Raw genomic sequence first — 15,888 nt, 5'->3', positions numbered from 1 at the left:
CCCGTGATTAATCGAACTTTCGCGAAGGCGCGAGCACCTTTGCCTCGCCGATAACGACCTTCTTGCCATCCACGGCGCAATGGGTTTCCAGCGTGACCCGGCGTTTGGCGATGTCGATATCGATCACCTTCACTTCGGCATAAACGGTATCGCCGGGGCGGACGGGGGCGAGGAACTTCAGCGACTGACCGAGGTAGACGGTGCCGTGGCCGGGCAGCTGTTCGCCGATCACTGCCGAGATCAGCCCGGCGGTGAGCATCCCGTGCGCGATGCGCCCCTCGAAGATCGTGTCCTGTGCGTAAGCGTCGTCCAGATGCACCGGATTGCGGTCGGTGGACACCTGCGCGAACATCTCGATGTCCTGATCCGTCACCTGTTTGCGCAGGTAACGGGTCATGCCCATCTCGATGTCCTCGATGCAGATCGTTCCGCGCGGCAGGTTGTCCAACATCTCGCCCTCCATCGGCATCCGTCCGGTAATAAAATCGCCATACGGCGCTCTGTATCGTAATTTTATTACTTTGCGGATGCAGCGAAAGCAAGTGCAAAATGCGTTAGCGCAATTGCCCGATGGTGAAGGTCGGGTTGATGTTTTCCTTTTTCAGATAGGCGTTTAGCGCCTCCGGTTCCGGTTGATGCGACGTTTTGGTTTCCTCTCGGGCGAGGCCCCCGGAGATAAAAAGGGAATCGATATCCTCACCCATGGCGCCGTCAATGTCCGTATGTGCGCCGTCGCCGATGGCGAGGATGGCGCTGTCGGGAATGCCGGGGCGGACCTGCGCGAGCCGGCGGCGGGCGAGGTCGTAGATCGGAGGGTGTGGCTTGCCGAAATAGAGGCTCTCTCCGCCCATTTCGGAATAAAGCTGCGCCAGCGCACCCGCACAATACTCTCGGCTTTCTCCGCGATCGACGACGATATCCGGGTTGGCGCAGAGCAGTTTCAGGCCCTTTTGCTTTGCAATGAGGAACTCCGGACGGTTGACCGCGGGATCCGCGAGCGGGTCGAAGGGACCGCAGCAGACGATGCCCTCTGCCTGGTCAAGCGGCGTGCGGGTGATTTCGACCGGATCATCCACGAGGGCCAGCGGCTCGAAAAAGGTTTCATCCCATGGCTGGCCCATGAACCAGACCTTCGCCCCCACCGCACCCTGAAACATCGCGGCGCGGGCGGAGTCGCCGGAGGTCGCGATGGCGTCGTGGCAATCCTCGGGCACGTTGAGTTTTATCAATTGCTTTGCCACGTGGAGACGGGAGCGCGGGGCATTGGTGACAAGCACCACGAGACCGCCCCCGGAGCGGTATTCGCGCAGCGCCTCCACGGCAGACGAATATGCGGTGACGCCGTTGTGCACGCAGCCCCAGAGGTCGACGAAAAGCGCCTCGTAACGGCTGGAGATATCGGCGAGGCGGTCGATGATGTCGGTCATGGGGGCTCCCGTCTGGTCTGTCTTGGCCTTGCTTACGGGCAACGCGGCCAAAAGGACAGGGTTCCGGTGGCGGGGATGAAGGCGGGTACCTTCTGGGGAGGGAATATGCGGGGCAGGAGGTAAGCCAGGCGTGGCGCGAGCGCCGGCCTCGGTGGTCAGGCGTCGCGAGCCGCCAGCTTTTCCCGAGGTTTAGTGACGGAAGGGATGAACTGGCCGGTCGATAACCTTTGGCCGCGCGTAGGCCTTGCGCCGCATCGCGGCGTCCAGTTTGGCGCGGCGAAGCCTGCGCGGGGGGGGAGCCAGTACGGCGGGGCGGTCAGCCCTGCGCGTTGTGCAAACGTTCGGCGTAGGCGCGCATTTCTTCGGCCTCTTGCCGCGCCTCGCGCAGCCCATCCATGGCGGCGGAAAGCTCTGCCTCCGTCTGGGCAAGCTGGTTGGTCAGCTCCGCCTCCCGCTGCTGAAGATAGGTGATCGCCTGGTCGCGGGTCTCTTCAGCCTCGTGCAACTCCTGACTCATGCGCTCAAGTTGGTCCATGTCGGCCTGACTGACGCGTTTGAAGCGGTGGATGAGCCAATGGGCGAACCAGCCAAGGCTGAACGCCACGAAGAGAATGATCGCGGTGGTGATGATGAACTGCGGTCTGTCCATTTCTTTTTCTGTCCCTCGGACGGTTTATCCGTCGTTGCCGGTTGTGTCCGGCTTGAAATCTGGTTCGCGCACCGCTGCGTCCGGCACGGCCTTGTCGGCACCGATACCGGCGGCGGCCTCTGTCGCGGCGGGGGCCTGCATCGGCGGTGCCTCAACCGCGGGCTCTTCTGCGGTCGTATCCTCCGCAGGGGCATCGGAGGTGGCTTCTGCCGTGCCGACCTCCTGATCCTTGCTGTCGTCCTGCTTCTGGCCCTCGTCCTGTGCTTTTTCGCCGTCTTTCGGAGTGTCGTCTTCGGCTTCTTCCGGCGTGGCGTCCTCCTTGGCGGTCTCGGCGCTTCCCGCGTCGGCACCCTGCGTGGCGACGACGGCCTCGGCGGGCGGGCCGATCAGCTTGAATTCGATGCGGCGGTTGGCCTCGCGGCCTTCGTCGGTATCGTTTTCGGCGATGGGCTGCTCTTCGCCGTAACCCTTCACCGAGTAGCTGGCGACGGGCACGAGACGGGTGCGCAGCGCGTCAAGTACGGCCTGCGCGCGCTTCTGCGACAGCTGCTGGTTCATCGACTCGCGCCCCTGGCTGTCGGTGTGGCCGCCGATCTCCAGCGGGATGTCACCGCATTTCTTCAGAAGGTCCGCGAGGTCGTTGAGAATGTCGCGCGCTGAGCCATCGAGCGTGGCTGAGCCGGGTTCGAAGCTGAGCTTGCGGCTGCCGACAGTTTCCACGATCAGTTGCTCGCATTCCTGCGGGGAGGGCAGGCCCAGCGTGGGGTCAAGGCGTTCGATATAGGTCACGTCGATGTCGAAGGTTGCCTGTTCGCCGAGCTTTCCGGCCAGCAGGGCGGCGATCTGTGCGTTGGCCTCCACATTGCCGGTCTGGCCGGTCACGGTGACGCGGTCGGGGGTGACGGCGACGGTGCCGTTAGCCAGCATCGACAGCGCCTCAAGCCCGGCGAGGGTACGGACGGACCAGTCGGCGGGCAGGTTTTCGACCACGCGGGCGGCGGTATAAACCTGACCGGAACCAAAGCGGGCCTTGGCATAGCTGTCGGCAGTCTGGCGCGCGATCTCCGACGCAAGACGGCCGCGCAGCTGTACACGGCCCTCGGGGGACAGCGTGGCGGTGAAGTCGGGCGGACCCTCCGCGGCTTGCTCCGGCGGCTTCGGCAGCACAGCGTGCAGGGCGAAGACATCCGGCAGGGTCGATTCCAGTTCGCCCACCACGCGGTCAAAGGCGTCCTGCGCGGTGCCTTCGACAGCCACGAGGGTGACATCGGCATTGGAAAACGTGATGGAGCCGCCACCGATTTCCTTGAGCTTCGAAATGCCCAGTTCGACGGCATCGGCCCAGCGGCGCGAGGGCACGCCAAGGCCGAGTGTGCAGATGGCCTTTGCTTCCAGCCCGGCACGGGCGGCGGCGCGCAGGATGCGGGCGCGGCTCTCCTCGGTATCGGCGGAGCAGGCGTCGAAGCGGGCACCGTTCTCGTCGATCAGGAAGCGCAGGGTGAAGGGTGTGATGACCGGGCGCGGCGCGGTCAGTTCCAGTGCCAGCCGCAGGGCGGCGGGCTTGCGGCGGGTGAGGGTGGTTTCCAGCCGGGTGCGGGCTTCCGCGCTTTCGGTCATGGCCTTGATGTCGACCCGGTCGGCAGCGACAGAGACCTTCGAACGCGGCAGGTCGCGCAGGGCGGAGGTTGCGTAGCGCAACGCGTCCTCCCAGCCGTCGGGAACGGGGAAATCGGCGGTCTCCAGCAGGTCGGAAACCTCGTCCTGCCCGGCGATGGCCTGAAAGCTTTCGACCAGCGCGGTGCGGTCGGTGGCGGCGGGGATCAGTCCGATGACCGAGATGCCCGCGTCGTTTCGGAGGATCTCCACCGAGAAGCGCGGCGCGGCCATGTCCTCGGGTTCTTCGACCAGCATCTGGTCGATCACGCGGGAGGCGTCGACCACGCGCCCGGCTGCCGACAGTGCCTGAAAGCGCGCGGCTTCGTCCGGTGCCGTGCCTATGAGGAAGACCTGCAGCCCGTTGGTATCGACCTCGGCCCAGGTCAGCCCCTCGGCGTCGAGTTCGTTCAGCACCCCCGACTGCGACGCGGTCTCGACCAGTGTCGCCGAGAAGTTGGCCGCGAGGAGGCTGGCGCCACCCGCCGCGGCGAAGGTTCCGGCGATGAGGGCAAGCGTGGACAGTCGCATGAAGGGCTTCGTTCCAGGTTCCGGGTTATGGTCTGATACGCGTCAAGGGGGGACGGCGCAATCAGGCGATTATGGCGGCGGCGAAAAACAGCACGGGCAGGAGGCCCGCGTCGCGGTTCGCGCGAAAGAGCTGTAGCAGCCGTTGGTTGTCATCCAGTTTCAGGCGCCGCAGTTGCCAGAGCATGTGCCAGCCCATCGCCCAGGGCGCGAGGATCAGCAGCGCGAGTTTCAGCGGTTCGCCCGCAGGGGCGGCATAGATGGCGGCGGCGCCCATCAGGGTAACGGTAGCCACGAGGAACAGCGCCAGCCAGCGCGGCGAGTCCTCGCCGAACAGGCGGGCGGTGGATTTCACGCCGATGAGCGCGTCGTCCTCGGTGTCTTGATGGGCATAGATGGTGTCGTAGAACAGCGTCCAGGCCATGCCCGCAACATAAAGCAGTACGGCGGGTAGTTCGAGCCGCCCGGTGTGAGCCGTCCATGCCAGCAGCGCGCCCCAGTTGAACGCGATGCCGAGGAATATCTGGGGCCACCATGTGAAACGCTTGGCAAAGGGGTAAATCGCCACGGGGGCGAGAGAAAGCACGCCGAGCGCGATGGCGGCGGGCGGGAAGGTGACGAGGATGGCAAAGGCCACAAGGCTTTGCGTCACGGCCCAGGCGAGGGCCTGTCTGGCCGTCACTTGCCCCGATGGGATGGGCCGTGAAGCGGTGCGCGCCACGCGTCCGTCGATGTGGCGGTCGGTAATGTCGTTCCATGTGCAGCCCGCGCCACGCATGAGAAAGGCACCGATGCCGCAGCCCGCAAAGATCCAGGCGTCGAACCAAGAGGGGTCGCCATGCGCCACCATCGCCAGCGTCAGCCCCCACCAGCAGGGCAGCAGCAGGAGCCAGGTGCCGATCGGGCGGTCGGCGCGGGACAGGCGCAGGTAGGGGCGGGTCCAGCGGGGCGCGAGGGTGTCGACCCAGTTGCCCTTCACTGCGTCGGAAACTTGTCCCGCGGTGTCTGGCGTCTGTTGCGTGCCGGTCATATGTTCCGCCTCATGGATCAGGAAAAGCCAAAAGTTCGCCTGTTTGTAGACCAGCCCTTGGACGAGGAACAGGCCGTGAGTCTGTCAAGGGAGCAGGCGCATTACCTCTTTGGCGTGATGCGGCTGGGGCCGGGAGCAAATGTGGCGCTGTTCAACGGGCGCGACGGGGAGTGGCGCGCGGAGGTCGCGGAGGCTGGAAAACGCGGCGGCGTGCTGGTCTGTCGCGCCCGGAGCGCGCCGCAGGGCGAACCGCCGGACCTCTGGCTGATGTTCGCCCCGGTGAAGAAGGCGCGGACCGATTTCATCGTCGAAAAGGCGGTGGAGATGGGCGTGCGCCGGGTGCTTCCGGTTCACACGGATTTTACCAACGCCGAACGCTGGCGGCAGGACAGGCAGGAGGCCCATGCGATTGAGGCGGCGGAGCAATGCGGTGGCACCTTCGTGCCGGAGATCTGCGCTATGGCAAAGTTCGACCGCGTGCTGGCGGATTGGGACCCTTCGCGCCGCATCCTGTTTTGCGATGAAAGCGCCGTGGGGGCCAGGGTGTCGCTCGACGGGCTGGAGCCCGGACCATGGGCGGTGCTGGTCGGGCCTGAGGGCGGGTTTTCGGATTCGGAACGTGCGCGCTTGCGAGGCATGGACTGCGCGCGGGCCATCAGCCTGGGGCCGCGCATCCTGCGGGCGGAAACGGCGGCGGTGGCGGCGCTGACGCTCTGGCAGGTGGCCGCCGGCGATTGGCGGTGAAGAAAGTGAACGGGACCGCCGGGGCGGGCCCCGGACAAAGGGAGAGACAGGGATGATCCGCAAGGCAGGAATGCAGGATGCAGGGGCAATCGCGGCCTTTCTGGAGGGGCGCATCGAGACTTCGATGTTCCTGCTGGGCAACCTCGAGGAACACGGCACCGACAATCGCGATCACCCCTACGGCACGGCCTTTTTCCTGCGGGAAACGGGGGAGGGGATCACCGGCGTCTTTGGCGCGACAAACGGCGGTTCCCTCATGTGCCAGCTGCCGGGACTGAGTACGACAGAGGCACAGACCTATGCGCACCTGCTAAAGGGCTATTCGATGCAGGCGATCACTGGCGAGGCGGGGCAGGTCGCGGTGCTGATCGACGCCCTGCCGGTGCCGGAGGACGCGTGGCGCTTGAACCAGGTCCAGCCGCTCTACCGGCGACGACTGGCGGGGCTGGTGTCGCATGACACCACGCGGCTGGTGGCGCCGGGCGACGTGGACCGGCTGACGGATTGGTTCGCGCGCTATCTGGAAGAGACGCAGACGGCACCTCCGGGGGATGTGACCGACGCGGCGCAGCAGAGGGCGGAGGCTTCGGTCGGCGCACCTCACATCAGGCTGCTGGTCGAGGGGGGTGAACCCACGGCCATGGCGGCGATGAACGCGCAGGCGGGCACGGCGTTGCAAGTCGGTGGCGTTTTTGTCCCGCCGGAACTGCGTGGCATGGGGCGCGGCGGCCGGGTGGTGGCGGCACTTCTGGCCGAGGCGGCGTCGAACGGGGCTGAACTGGCGATCCTCTTTGCGGCCTCGCCACAGGCGGCGCAGGTCTATGAACGCATCGGTTTCGAGCGGTGCGGCGACTATCGTGTGGCGGTGCTGAACCGGCCCGTCACGCTGGAGAACGCGACGTGATCCGACCGGAGGTCCGTGCGGGACTGCGCCGCTGGCAGGAGGTGCTGGCGGGGGCGGGCGTCGTGGGCCTCGGGCTATACTGGGCTTTCTTTTCAGGCGGTCTCTTGCATTGGATCGGCTGGGGCGTGGCGGGCCTTGGCGTGCTATGGGTCTTTGCCGGGGTGCAGCGAGCGCGGTTCGCCGTGGGCGAGGACGGCCCCGGCGTCGTGCAGGTGGTAGAGCGGCGCATCAGCTATTTCGGCCCCAGCGAGGGCGGCATCCTCGACCTCGAGGCACTGGGATCGCTGGTCCTTGACCCCGGATCGGAGCCGCCCGCATGGGTGCTGCGCGCTCCCGGACACGATCCGCTGCGCATCCCGCTGACCGCCAAGGGGGCGGATCAACTGTTCGACGCCTTTGCCAGCCTGCCCGGCATCCGCACCGAGCACATGCTGCGTCACATGGAAACCCTGGCCCCCGGTCCGGTCGTGATCTGGCGCAGGGGACCTGCGCGCGAGGCAGCCATTCGGTTGCATTGACACTCTGGAATATTGCCGACAGGACGTTACCTGACGACGACACCAAACGCAGCGGGAGCGCTCACATGTCCATTCCTCAGTCCGGCGGCGGGCCGATCGAGCGCCACGAGCAACTGGTCGAATACATGGCCTCGGGGTGCAAGCCGCACGACGACTGGCGGATCGGCACCGAGCACGAGAAGTTCGGTTACTGCAAGGACACGCTGAAGCCGCTGCCCTATGACGGGGATCGCTCCATCCGTGCTGTACTGGAGGGGCTGCGCGACCGATGGGGCTGGACGGAGGTGCGTGAGGCCGGCAAGCTGATTGGCCTGACCAAGGACGGTGCCAACGTGAGCCTTGAACCCGGCGGCGCGCTGGAACTGTCCGGTGCCCCGCTGGAAACGATCCACCAGACCTGCGACGAGGTGAACGAACACCTGCGCGAGGTGAAGGATGTCTCGGACGAGATCGGCGTGGGCTTCATCGGGCTGGGTGCTGCGCCGATCTGGACGCATGCCGAGATGCCGCTGATGCCCAAGGGCCGGTACAAGCTGATGGACGCCTACATGCCCACAGTCGGCACCACGGGGCGCGAGATGATGCGACGGACCTGCACCGTGCAGGTCAACCTCGACTTCGCCTCCGAGGCCGACATGGTGCAGAAGCTGCGCGTGGCGCTGGCTCTGTCGCCGGTGGCCACGGCGCTCTTTGCCAACTCGCCCTTCTTCGAGGGCAAGCCGCTCGATGTGAAGTCGAAGCGCATGCAGATCTGGGAGACGCTCGACGATTCGCGCACGGGAATGCTGCCGTTCGTGTTCGAGGAGGGCTTTGGCTTCGAACGCTACGCGGAATACGCGCTGGATGTGCCGATGTACTTTGTCTACCGCGACGGCCAATACATCGACGCGCTGGGCCAGTCGTTCCGCGATTTCCTGGAGGGCAGGCTGCCCGCGCTTCCCGGCGAAAAGCCGACGCTGTCCGATTGGGCCGACCACCTGACGACGGCCTTCCCGGACGCGCGGGTGAAGAAGTATATCGAGATGCGCGGCGCGGACGGCGGGCCGTGGCGCAGGCTTTGCGCGCTGCCGGGCTTCTGGGTCGGGCTGATGTACGATCAGGGTGCGCTGGACGCGGCATGGGATCTGGTAAAGGGCTGGGATGCGGAAACCCGCGAGGCGCTGCGCCACGCAGCGACGCGGCAGGCGCTGCAGGCCGTAGTGGGCGACATCAGGATGCACGACCTCGCGCGCGAGGTTCTGGAGATCGCCGAAGCGGGCCTGAAGGCGCGCGCCATGCCTGGCGCGGGCGGGCTGGTGCCGGACGAGACGCATTTCCTGAACGCGCTGAAAGAGAGCGTGGAGTCGGGGAAAGTGCCGTCGGACGAGCTGCTGGAGCATTACCACGGCGTTTGGAACGGCGATCTGACGAAGATCTACGGCGCCTATTCCTACTGAGGGTGCTCGGGCCGGGCGGCCGGAAACACTCCGGCGCGTTGCCTGCCTGTCCAGGGACGTTGCGGCGGTAGTATTCGCTGACCTTTGCTTTCGCGCGGCGTCTATCTCGGGCGCCTGCGCCATTCCCGCGATCTGCAGGACGGCTCAGCCCAGTATGGGGTCGTTCTTTTCCCAGGCGGGTTGTAGAGGTTTCGCGTTCAGGGTGTCGGACCGGGGCGCGCGGTTGCGGGAGCGGACCAGGGCGGTGAACGGCAGGCGCCTATGAACCTGTCCATGGGAAAGCGCCGATCACGGCAGGAAACAGGCGCCGTCAGGAATTCCTGACGGCGCCCATGGTGACCTGCCCGTGCCTTGTGACCTGCCCGTGCCTTGTGACCTGCTTGCGCTTTGAGGGCGCCGCCGGTTCAGTAGCCCAGAGCGCAACCGTCCTTTCGGGGGTCGGAGGCGCCTTCTAGCACGCCCGAACCATGGATCACGATCGCCTGTGCGCCGCCGATCGGAGTCTCCGGCGTCTCGACCGCGTGACCGCGCTCGGCCAGTTCCGCCGCGACCTCGGGGGCGTAACCACGCTCAAGCTGGAGCGTCGCACCTTCGGCAAAGCTGCGCGGAGCGTCGAGCGCGGTCTGAGGGTCCATGCCGAAATCGGTCATGTTGGACAGCACACGTGCATGCCCGTTGGGCTGGTACTGCCCGCCCATCACCCCGAACGGCATGGTGACCCGGCCGCCGTCGCGGACCATGGCCGGGATGATGGTGTGCATCGGCCGCTTGCCTCCGGCCATCTCGTTGGCGTGGCCTTCCGTCAGGCTGAACCCGGCACCGCGGTTCTGGAACAGAATGCCGAAACGATCAGAGGCAAGCCCGGAGCCGAAGCCGTGGAAGATCGAGTAAATCAGCGACACCGCCATACGGTCGCGGTCCACGACCGTGAGGTAAATGGTGTCCTTGTGCACGGCCTCGGAAAGGCTGGTGGCCGAAGGCATGGCGCGTTTCATGTCGATGAGCGCGGCCATCTTTGCCGCCGTTTCGGGGGACCGCAGATGGTCGAGCCGGGTCATATGCTCCGGGTCGGACAGGAAACGGTTGCGCGCGTCATAGGCGAGCTTGGCTGCCTCGGCCTCCACATGGGCGCGGTCGGCGCCAAATGGGTCCATGTTGGCGATGTCGAAATGCGACAGGATATTCAGCATCAGGTGCGCCGTGATGCCCTGACCGTTCGGCGGATGCTCCAGCAGTTCGCGGCCCTTGTACTGGCCCGACAGCGGTTCTCCGAAGCTGGTCTGCGTCGTGGCGAAATCTTCCAGGCTGTGGCGCCCGCCAAGGGCGTTGAGGCTCGCGACCATGTCCTCGGCCACTTCGCCTTCGTAAAACCCCTTGCGGCCGTCACGCGCGACGCGGCGCAGCACCTCGGCCTGGCCGGGCAGGGCAAGGCTGTCGCCCACCTTCGGCGCGCGGCCCCATGGCAGGAAATGGTCGCGGGCGCGGCCCTGCAGCACGTCGTGCTTTTGCGCGTAGTCGAAAGCGACGCGGGCCGCGACGGGGATGCCGTCCTCCATGTACTGGATCGCGGGGGCAAGGCTGTCGGCGAGGCCAAGCTTCCCCCAGCGGTCGGACATGGCGCAGAAGGCATCAACGGCACCGGGCACGGTGACGGCGTGGGCGCTGTCGAGTGGTACCGTGGCGTGGCCCTCTGCCCGGAGGTCAGCGGCATTGTGCGCGGCGGGGGCGCGGCCGGAGCCGTTGACGGCGTGGACCTCCTCGCTGCCGGCAGGCGAAACCAGCGCAAAACAATCTCCGCCGATGCCGGTCATTGCGGGCTCGGCGCAGCCAAGGATCACCGCGCCCGCGATGGCGGCGTCCATGGCATTGCCGCCGCGGCGCAGGATGTCGATAGCCGCGCTGGCGGCGAGCGGATGTGACGTGGCGCAGAGTCCGTTGGTCGCCAGAACGGCCGAGCGGCCGGGTATGTGAAAGTCGCGCATTGTGTCCTCCCTGTCGCGGCGCAGGATGGCGGCGCTCGACGTCGGCGTCAATGCGATGCGCCAATGCGCCGCGATGCGACGCATGGTCGGGAAATTGTCCGGCGATGTTGCGAGTTTAGGCGCGCATGGAGACCTCGGCGCCGGGCACTGGGTGGGGGCTGAAAGTCGCCCGGCCCCGAGGTGAAGCCTATGCAGCTACAAGTCCGGTTATCGTTTCCGAACGGGGCGGGAATATGGAGCGGCTCGGGTCATTTGTAGGCGCCCGTGCGGTCCATTTGTGGGCGGCCATGCCGCGCACCCGGCCAAAGACGAAAAGACCCGCCGAAGCGGGCCATGGCGTGTTCGTTGTGGGGGCTGGGGGGAGGGGTTGGAGACCTCGGCGCCGGGCACTGGGTGGGGGCTGAAAGTCGCCCGGCACCGAGGTGAAGCTTTTGCAGCTACAGCCTCGTTTATCAGGTGCGAAGCGGGCGGGAATAAGGTCGCAGCGGGGAGTTTTGGAGGCCGCGATGCGGGCGAGGATGGGGGCGAACCTGACCGCGAGGCCCTAACGGGAAAAACGCCCCGGAGGGCGTGCACGTCAGGGTGAAGTCCCTCGGCGCCGGGCACTGGGTGGGGGCTGAAAGTCGCCCGTCGCCGAGGGGAAGCTTGTGCAGCTACAAGACCGAGATTGCCCTTTGAATCGGGCCGGATTGGGACCGGGGTACGGTCATTTCCGGGCCTGTCGGCGCGCGCGCTCCGCGTCGGTCATACCGGCGGCAGGATCGGCAAGGGGGATGTCCAGCTCAAGGTGATTGCACCCGTCGCGGCGATGGTAGTCGATACGGCGCGCAAAGCCGCGGATAAGCTGCCAGCCGAAACCGCCTTCTGGCAGGTCGGCGCGGGGCACATCGAGATCGGCGGTGGGTGATGGCGGCAACATGCCCCCCGGCATGGCATGACCGTTGTCCCGGAAACTGGCACAAAGGCCTGCGGGGCGAAAGTCGAGGCGGAGCGTGATCTCCCCGCCCAAATGGTTCTCGAATGCGTGTTCCACGATGTTGTTGAGGACTTCTGCGACGACGATTTCCCAATGCGGGGCTCGCGCCGTTCCGTCCTGAACCAGGTGCTGACGGATTTCGAGCAGCGCAGCGGTCACTGCATCAGGCACGGCAGCAACTGTGCCGTGGATCGAAAAGACGTCGCCCTCCAGTCGTTCCGCGATCATCTGGACGCCCCCCGCGGCGCTTCCGTCAGTCAGACCCCTGCGGAGGCCCCGATGGCCCCGATGGCCCCGATAGCGAAGCCTGCCGGTATTATGCCCTGCGGCTGCTTGGCCACGCCCTGTGTCAGACTGGCGCGCGATCCCGTTAGGGATTGCCCGCTTGCCCCGCCTGGCGTCTCCGGCGCGTTGGACACGGCGGCGGTCATGCCTCCAGCGCCGTGCCGGCGGAGGGATGGATGACAAAGATCGAATCCATCCGCGTCATGCGAAACACCTTGTCGACGGCGGCGGTAAGTCCGGCAAGCTCCAGCTTGATCCCCGGCGGCATCAGCTTCATCGCGGCAACGATGGCCCCGAGACCGGAGGAGTCGATGAAATCGACCTCCTCGAGGTCGAGGATCACGCGACCTGTTGCACCACCGAGCGCCTCGCGCATACGGTCCTTGAAATGGATGGCGACGGCGGCATCGATCCGATCCGCCTCGACACGGACAATGTCGATGTCGCCTTCCTTGCGGGTGTTCAGTAGCATGCGGTGCCTCGTTACCAATGGGTCGTGACCAGTGCGGGCCGGGGCGGGTTTGTCGGACAAACATTCCTGGTCACGGATACCGCGCCGCTCATCCCTCGGATCGCCACGGGAGGCTAGACGCTAATCCTTACCATTCGGTATGCAGGGCACATGGCTTTTGCGGGAGAGAGAACATGAAGGACGTGGTGATCACCGGGGCGGCGCGCACGCCGATGGGCGGCTTTCAGGGCGTCTTCGAGGACGTTCCTGCGGCGACGCTCGGCGGCGCGGCGATCCGGGCGGCGCTGGCAGAGGCCGCACCCGCTCAGGTGGACGAACTGCTGATGGGCTGCGTGCTGCCCGCAGGGCAGGGGCAGGCACCGGCGCGGCAGGCGGGCTTTGCCGCCGGTCTGGGAGAGGACGTTCCTGCCACAACGCTGAACAAGATGTGCGGTTCGGGGATGAAGGCGGCGATGATGGCCTGGGACCGGCTGGCACTGGGCCAGGCGGCCTGCATCGTGGCCGGTGGCATGGAGTCCATGTCGCAAGCGCCCTATCTGCTGCCCAAGATGCGTGGCGGCGCGCGAATCGGCCACAGTCAGGTTGTCGATCACATGTTTCTTGACGGACTTGAGGACGCATATGATCGGGGCCGCCTGATGGGCACCTTTGCAGAAGATTGCGCGGAGGCCTTCCAGTTCACCCGCGAGGCGCAGGACCAGTACGCGCTGGCTTCGCTGTCGAACGCGCTCGACGCGGAACGCTCAGACGCCTTCGACAACGAAATCGTTCCCGTCACGCTGCACACGCGGCACGGCGAAGAGATCATCACCCGCGACGAACAGCCCGGCAAGGCCCGGCCCGAAAAGATCCCGATGCTGAAACCGGCCTTTCGCAAGGGCGGCACGGTGACCGCGGCGAATTCCTCGTCGATCAGCGACGGCGCGGCGGCGCTGGTGATGACCACGCTTGACGTGGCGGTCGCTGCGGGCAGCACGCCCCGCGCCCGCATCCTCGGCCACGCCAGCCACGCGCAGGCGCCAAGGGATTTCCCCACGGCCCCGGTCCCGGCCGCGAGAAAGCTGCTGGAACGGATCGGCTGGAAGAAGGGCGACGTCGACCTCTGGGAGGTGAACGAAGCCTTTGCCGTGGTGCCGATGGCGTTCATGAAGGAAATGGGCCTTCCCCGCGACATCGTGAACGTGAACGGCGGCGCCTGCGCTCTGGGCCACCCCATCGGCGCGTCCGGTGCGCGGATTATCGTCACGCTTCTGAACGCGCTGGAAAAACGTGGGCTGAAGCGCGGTGTCGCGGCCATCTGCATTGGCGGCGGCGAAGGCACGGCCCTCGCCATCGAACGCCTCTGACGCCGCAGCGGGAGGGGTGCGCTTCTCCTTCTTCTTTGGTTCGAAAATACCTCGGGGAGCGCGAGGGGCTGGCCCCTCGCCTTGACCCGTGGCAGAAGCAGCCCCATGAAAATCGATTACGACACCCTCACAAAGACCGTTGCCGCCCTGACCGAGGGCGAGACGGATTCCGTCGCCCTCATGGCGACCCTCGCCTGCGAGGTACAGCACGCCGACGACCGTTTTCACTGGACCGGCTTCTACCGCGTGACCGCACCGGAGCTTCTGAAGATCGGCCCCTATCAGGGTGGGCACGGCTGCCTCGTGATCCCCTTTGCACGGGGCGTCTGCGGCGCCTGTGCGCGCACCGGTGCAGCGCAGCGCGTCGCGGATGTGGAAGCCTTCACCGATCATATCGCCTGCTCCAGTTCGACCCGGTCGGAACTTGTTCTGCCGGTGCGTGACGGGCAGGGGCGGTTGCTTGGTGTCTTCGACATCGACAGTGATTTCCCGGACGCGTTCACCGAAGAGGACGAAGCGCGGTTGCAGGCGATCCTCGACGCGGTCTTCCGCCACGCCGCCTGATACCTGTCGGACCCGGCCAGCGTGCGGTCTGGCCGCCGTGAGGCGGGCGACTTCGGCTTGAAGTCCGGGGTCTTCCGTCCAGATATGCCCCGGAGGGGCGGCAATGGCGCGGCGCCGAGGCTTGGAAAGGATGTCCCGATGACAGCGATCACCCTGCTTGACGGCGGTATGGGGCAGGAACTGCTCCGGCGCGCGGGCGACCGGCCAACGCCGCTCTGGGCCACGCAGGTGATGGTGGATCATCCCGGGCTGGTGGGGCAGGTCCACACCGATTATTTCGCGGCCGGAGCCACGGTGGCCATGACCAACACCTATGCGTTACATCGCGACCGGTTGGTGAAGGCGGGGATGGAGGATCAGTTTCCGGCGCTTCTGCGGGCGGCCCTGGCCGAAGCAGAAAGCGCCCGCGACGCCCATGGCTGCGGGCGGATCGCGGGCAGCATCGGGCCACTCGGCGCCTCCTACCGCCCCGACATCCACCCGCCCCACGCGGAGGCGGTCCCGCTTTATGCGGAGGTGGCGGGAATGCTGGCGCCCGGCTGCGATCTCCTGATCTGCGAAACGGTCGCCTCGCTGAACCATGCCCGCGCGGTGCTCGAAGGCGCGCGGGGCATGGGCCTGCCTGTCTGGCTTGCTGTGACTGTGGACGACGAGGACGGCACGCGCCTGCGCTCCGGCGAGCCGGTGTCGGAGGTGGGTCCCATCGCCCGCGACGGTGCGGCGGCGCTGCTGGCCAATTGTGCGGCGCCGGAGGCGATGCCTGCCGCCTTGGCCCATCTGGCGAAGGCGGGGTTGCCTTTCGGTGCCTACGCCAATGCTTTCACCATGATCACCAAGGATTTCCTGAAGGACAGCCCCACTGTCGATGCCCTGACCCGCCGCCGGGACATGGGGCCGGAGATCTACGCCGACCACGTCATGCGCTGGCTGGACTGCGGCGCGACCATCGTCGGTGGCTGCTGCGAAACCGGTCCTTTGCATATTGCCGAGATCGCGCGCCGCTTGCGCGAAGTCGGGCACAAGATCGTCTGACACGCTGGCTCTTTTTCGCGGGCGCGCGCCCCCGCGGCGCGTTGGAGGATTCTGCCCCCTTGGGGCCTGCGGCGGCTCCCCCTGAGGTATCGTGAGAGTCAAAGAAGGCGGCTGGGATGCTGCCTGTGCCCCATCGCCGCCTGAGGGCTGCGCGCATGGGGCCTACGGGACTGCAGCAATCCGTCGCGGAATTGGGCTTGCACTCGCGGAATCGGGGGCGTGCCGTGGCGGGATTGCCGCGCTCCCGGGGGGGGGGGCGGGCATTGCCGTGGTCCCGGCATTCGCCGGAGAAGCACGCGTCGAATGTCACTCCGCCGCGGTCGATGGCGGTGCCAACCATCG

15 protein-coding genes are annotated in these 15,888 nt (G+C 66.5%); 7 read left to right on the top strand and 8 right to left on the bottom strand.

Translation table 11 applies throughout. The features are described from left to right. Positions 1-7: 7 nt before the first annotated feature. From J5474_RS03540 to ubiA, 5 genes are all read right to left on the bottom strand, one after another. The gene (locus tag J5474_RS03540; RefSeq protein WP_209359360.1) at positions 8-451 is read right to left on the bottom strand and encodes a MaoC family dehydratase; all 444 of its coding nucleotides are present in this window, start codon (positions 449-451) and stop codon (positions 8-10) included. 103 nt (positions 452-554) lie between these two features. Continuing rightward, entirely contained in the window at positions 555-1,427 is an 873-nt protein-coding gene (locus tag J5474_RS03535) for an HAD family hydrolase (RefSeq protein WP_209359358.1), read from the bottom strand. 316 nt (positions 1,428-1,743) lie between these two features. Then, on the bottom strand, positions 1,744-2,076 hold the full coding sequence (locus J5474_RS03530; protein WP_209359357.1) for a hypothetical protein: 333 nt from the start codon (positions 2,074-2,076) through the stop codon (positions 1,744-1,746). Positions 2,077-2,100: 24 nt separating this feature from the next. Continuing rightward, entirely contained in the window at positions 2,101-4,260 is a 2,160-nt protein-coding gene (locus tag J5474_RS03525) for an OmpA family protein (RefSeq protein ID WP_209359355.1), read from the bottom strand. A gap of 61 nt (positions 4,261-4,321) precedes the next feature. After that, the gene (ubiA, locus tag J5474_RS03520) at positions 4,322-5,287 is read right to left on the bottom strand and encodes a 4-hydroxybenzoate octaprenyltransferase (protein WP_209359353.1); all 966 of its coding nucleotides are present in this window, start codon (positions 5,285-5,287) and stop codon (positions 4,322-4,324) included. A gap of 12 nt (positions 5,288-5,299) precedes the next feature. Here ubiA and J5474_RS03515 point away from each other — a divergent pair, with 12 nt between their 5' ends. The 4 genes from J5474_RS03515 (at position 5,300) to J5474_RS03500 (ending at position 8,889) form a co-directional block, all read left to right on the top strand. Continuing rightward, entirely contained in the window at positions 5,300-6,031 is a 732-nt protein-coding gene (locus J5474_RS03515; protein WP_209359507.1) for a 16S rRNA (uracil(1498)-N(3))-methyltransferase, read from the top strand. A gap of 52 nt (positions 6,032-6,083) precedes the next feature. Continuing rightward, a complete protein-coding gene (locus tag J5474_RS03510) occupies positions 6,084-6,935 on the top strand; it encodes a GNAT family N-acetyltransferase (RefSeq protein ID WP_209359351.1) in 852 nt (283 codons plus the stop codon). Beyond that, positions 6,932-7,453, top strand: coding sequence for a hypothetical protein (locus J5474_RS03505; RefSeq protein WP_209359349.1), 522 nt, complete (start codon positions 6,932-6,934; stop codon positions 7,451-7,453). Before J5474_RS03510 ends, J5474_RS03505 begins: the two co-directional genes overlap by 4 nt. 65 nt (positions 7,454-7,518) lie before the next feature. Beyond that, positions 7,519-8,889, top strand: coding sequence for a glutamate--cysteine ligase (locus J5474_RS03500; RefSeq protein ID WP_209359347.1), 1,371 nt, complete (start codon positions 7,519-7,521; stop codon positions 8,887-8,889). Positions 8,890-9,293: 404 nt separating this feature from the next. Here J5474_RS03500 and J5474_RS03495 read toward each other — a convergent pair whose 3' ends face one another. From J5474_RS03495 to J5474_RS03485, 3 genes are all read right to left on the bottom strand, one after another. Continuing rightward, complete coding sequence (locus J5474_RS03495; RefSeq protein ID WP_209359506.1) at positions 9,294-10,871, bottom strand: gamma-glutamyltransferase family protein; 1,578 nt, start codon at positions 10,869-10,871, stop codon at positions 9,294-9,296. 706 nt (positions 10,872-11,577) lie between these two features. Beyond that, positions 11,578-12,075 carry an ATP-binding protein gene (locus tag J5474_RS03490; protein WP_209359345.1) on the bottom strand — a complete coding sequence of 166 codons (498 nt, stop codon included), beginning with the start codon at positions 12,073-12,075 and terminating at the stop codon, positions 11,578-11,580. A gap of 199 nt (positions 12,076-12,274) precedes the next feature. Continuing rightward, complete coding sequence (locus J5474_RS03485; RefSeq protein WP_209359343.1) at positions 12,275-12,604, bottom strand: STAS domain-containing protein; 330 nt, start codon at positions 12,602-12,604, stop codon at positions 12,275-12,277. A gap of 173 nt (positions 12,605-12,777) precedes the next feature. On the opposite strand from J5474_RS03485, the gene J5474_RS03480 reads away from it, so the two are divergent. The 3 genes from J5474_RS03480 to J5474_RS03470 all read left to right on the top strand — a co-directional run bounded on the left by J5474_RS03480 (position 12,778) and on the right by J5474_RS03470 (position 15,546). Then, positions 12,778-13,950 carry a thiolase family protein gene (locus J5474_RS03480; RefSeq protein ID WP_209359341.1) on the top strand — a complete coding sequence of 391 codons (1,173 nt, stop codon included), beginning with the start codon at positions 12,778-12,780 and terminating at the stop codon, positions 13,948-13,950. A gap of 105 nt (positions 13,951-14,055) precedes the next feature. Continuing rightward, positions 14,056-14,514 carry a GAF domain-containing protein gene (locus J5474_RS03475; RefSeq protein ID WP_209359339.1) on the top strand — a complete coding sequence of 153 codons (459 nt, stop codon included), beginning with the start codon at positions 14,056-14,058 and terminating at the stop codon, positions 14,512-14,514. A 138-nt stretch (positions 14,515-14,652) separates the two neighbouring features. Then, a complete protein-coding gene (locus J5474_RS03470) occupies positions 14,653-15,546 on the top strand; it encodes a homocysteine S-methyltransferase family protein (RefSeq protein WP_209359337.1) in 894 nt (297 codons plus the stop codon). The last annotated feature ends 342 nt before the right edge of the window (positions 15,547-15,888 follow it).

The sequence above is a fragment of the Sagittula salina genome (assembly GCF_017813235.1).
Lineage (GTDB): Bacteria > Pseudomonadota > Alphaproteobacteria > Rhodobacterales > Rhodobacteraceae > Sagittula > Sagittula salina.
This window is presented reverse-complemented; position numbering and strand designations above follow the sequence as displayed.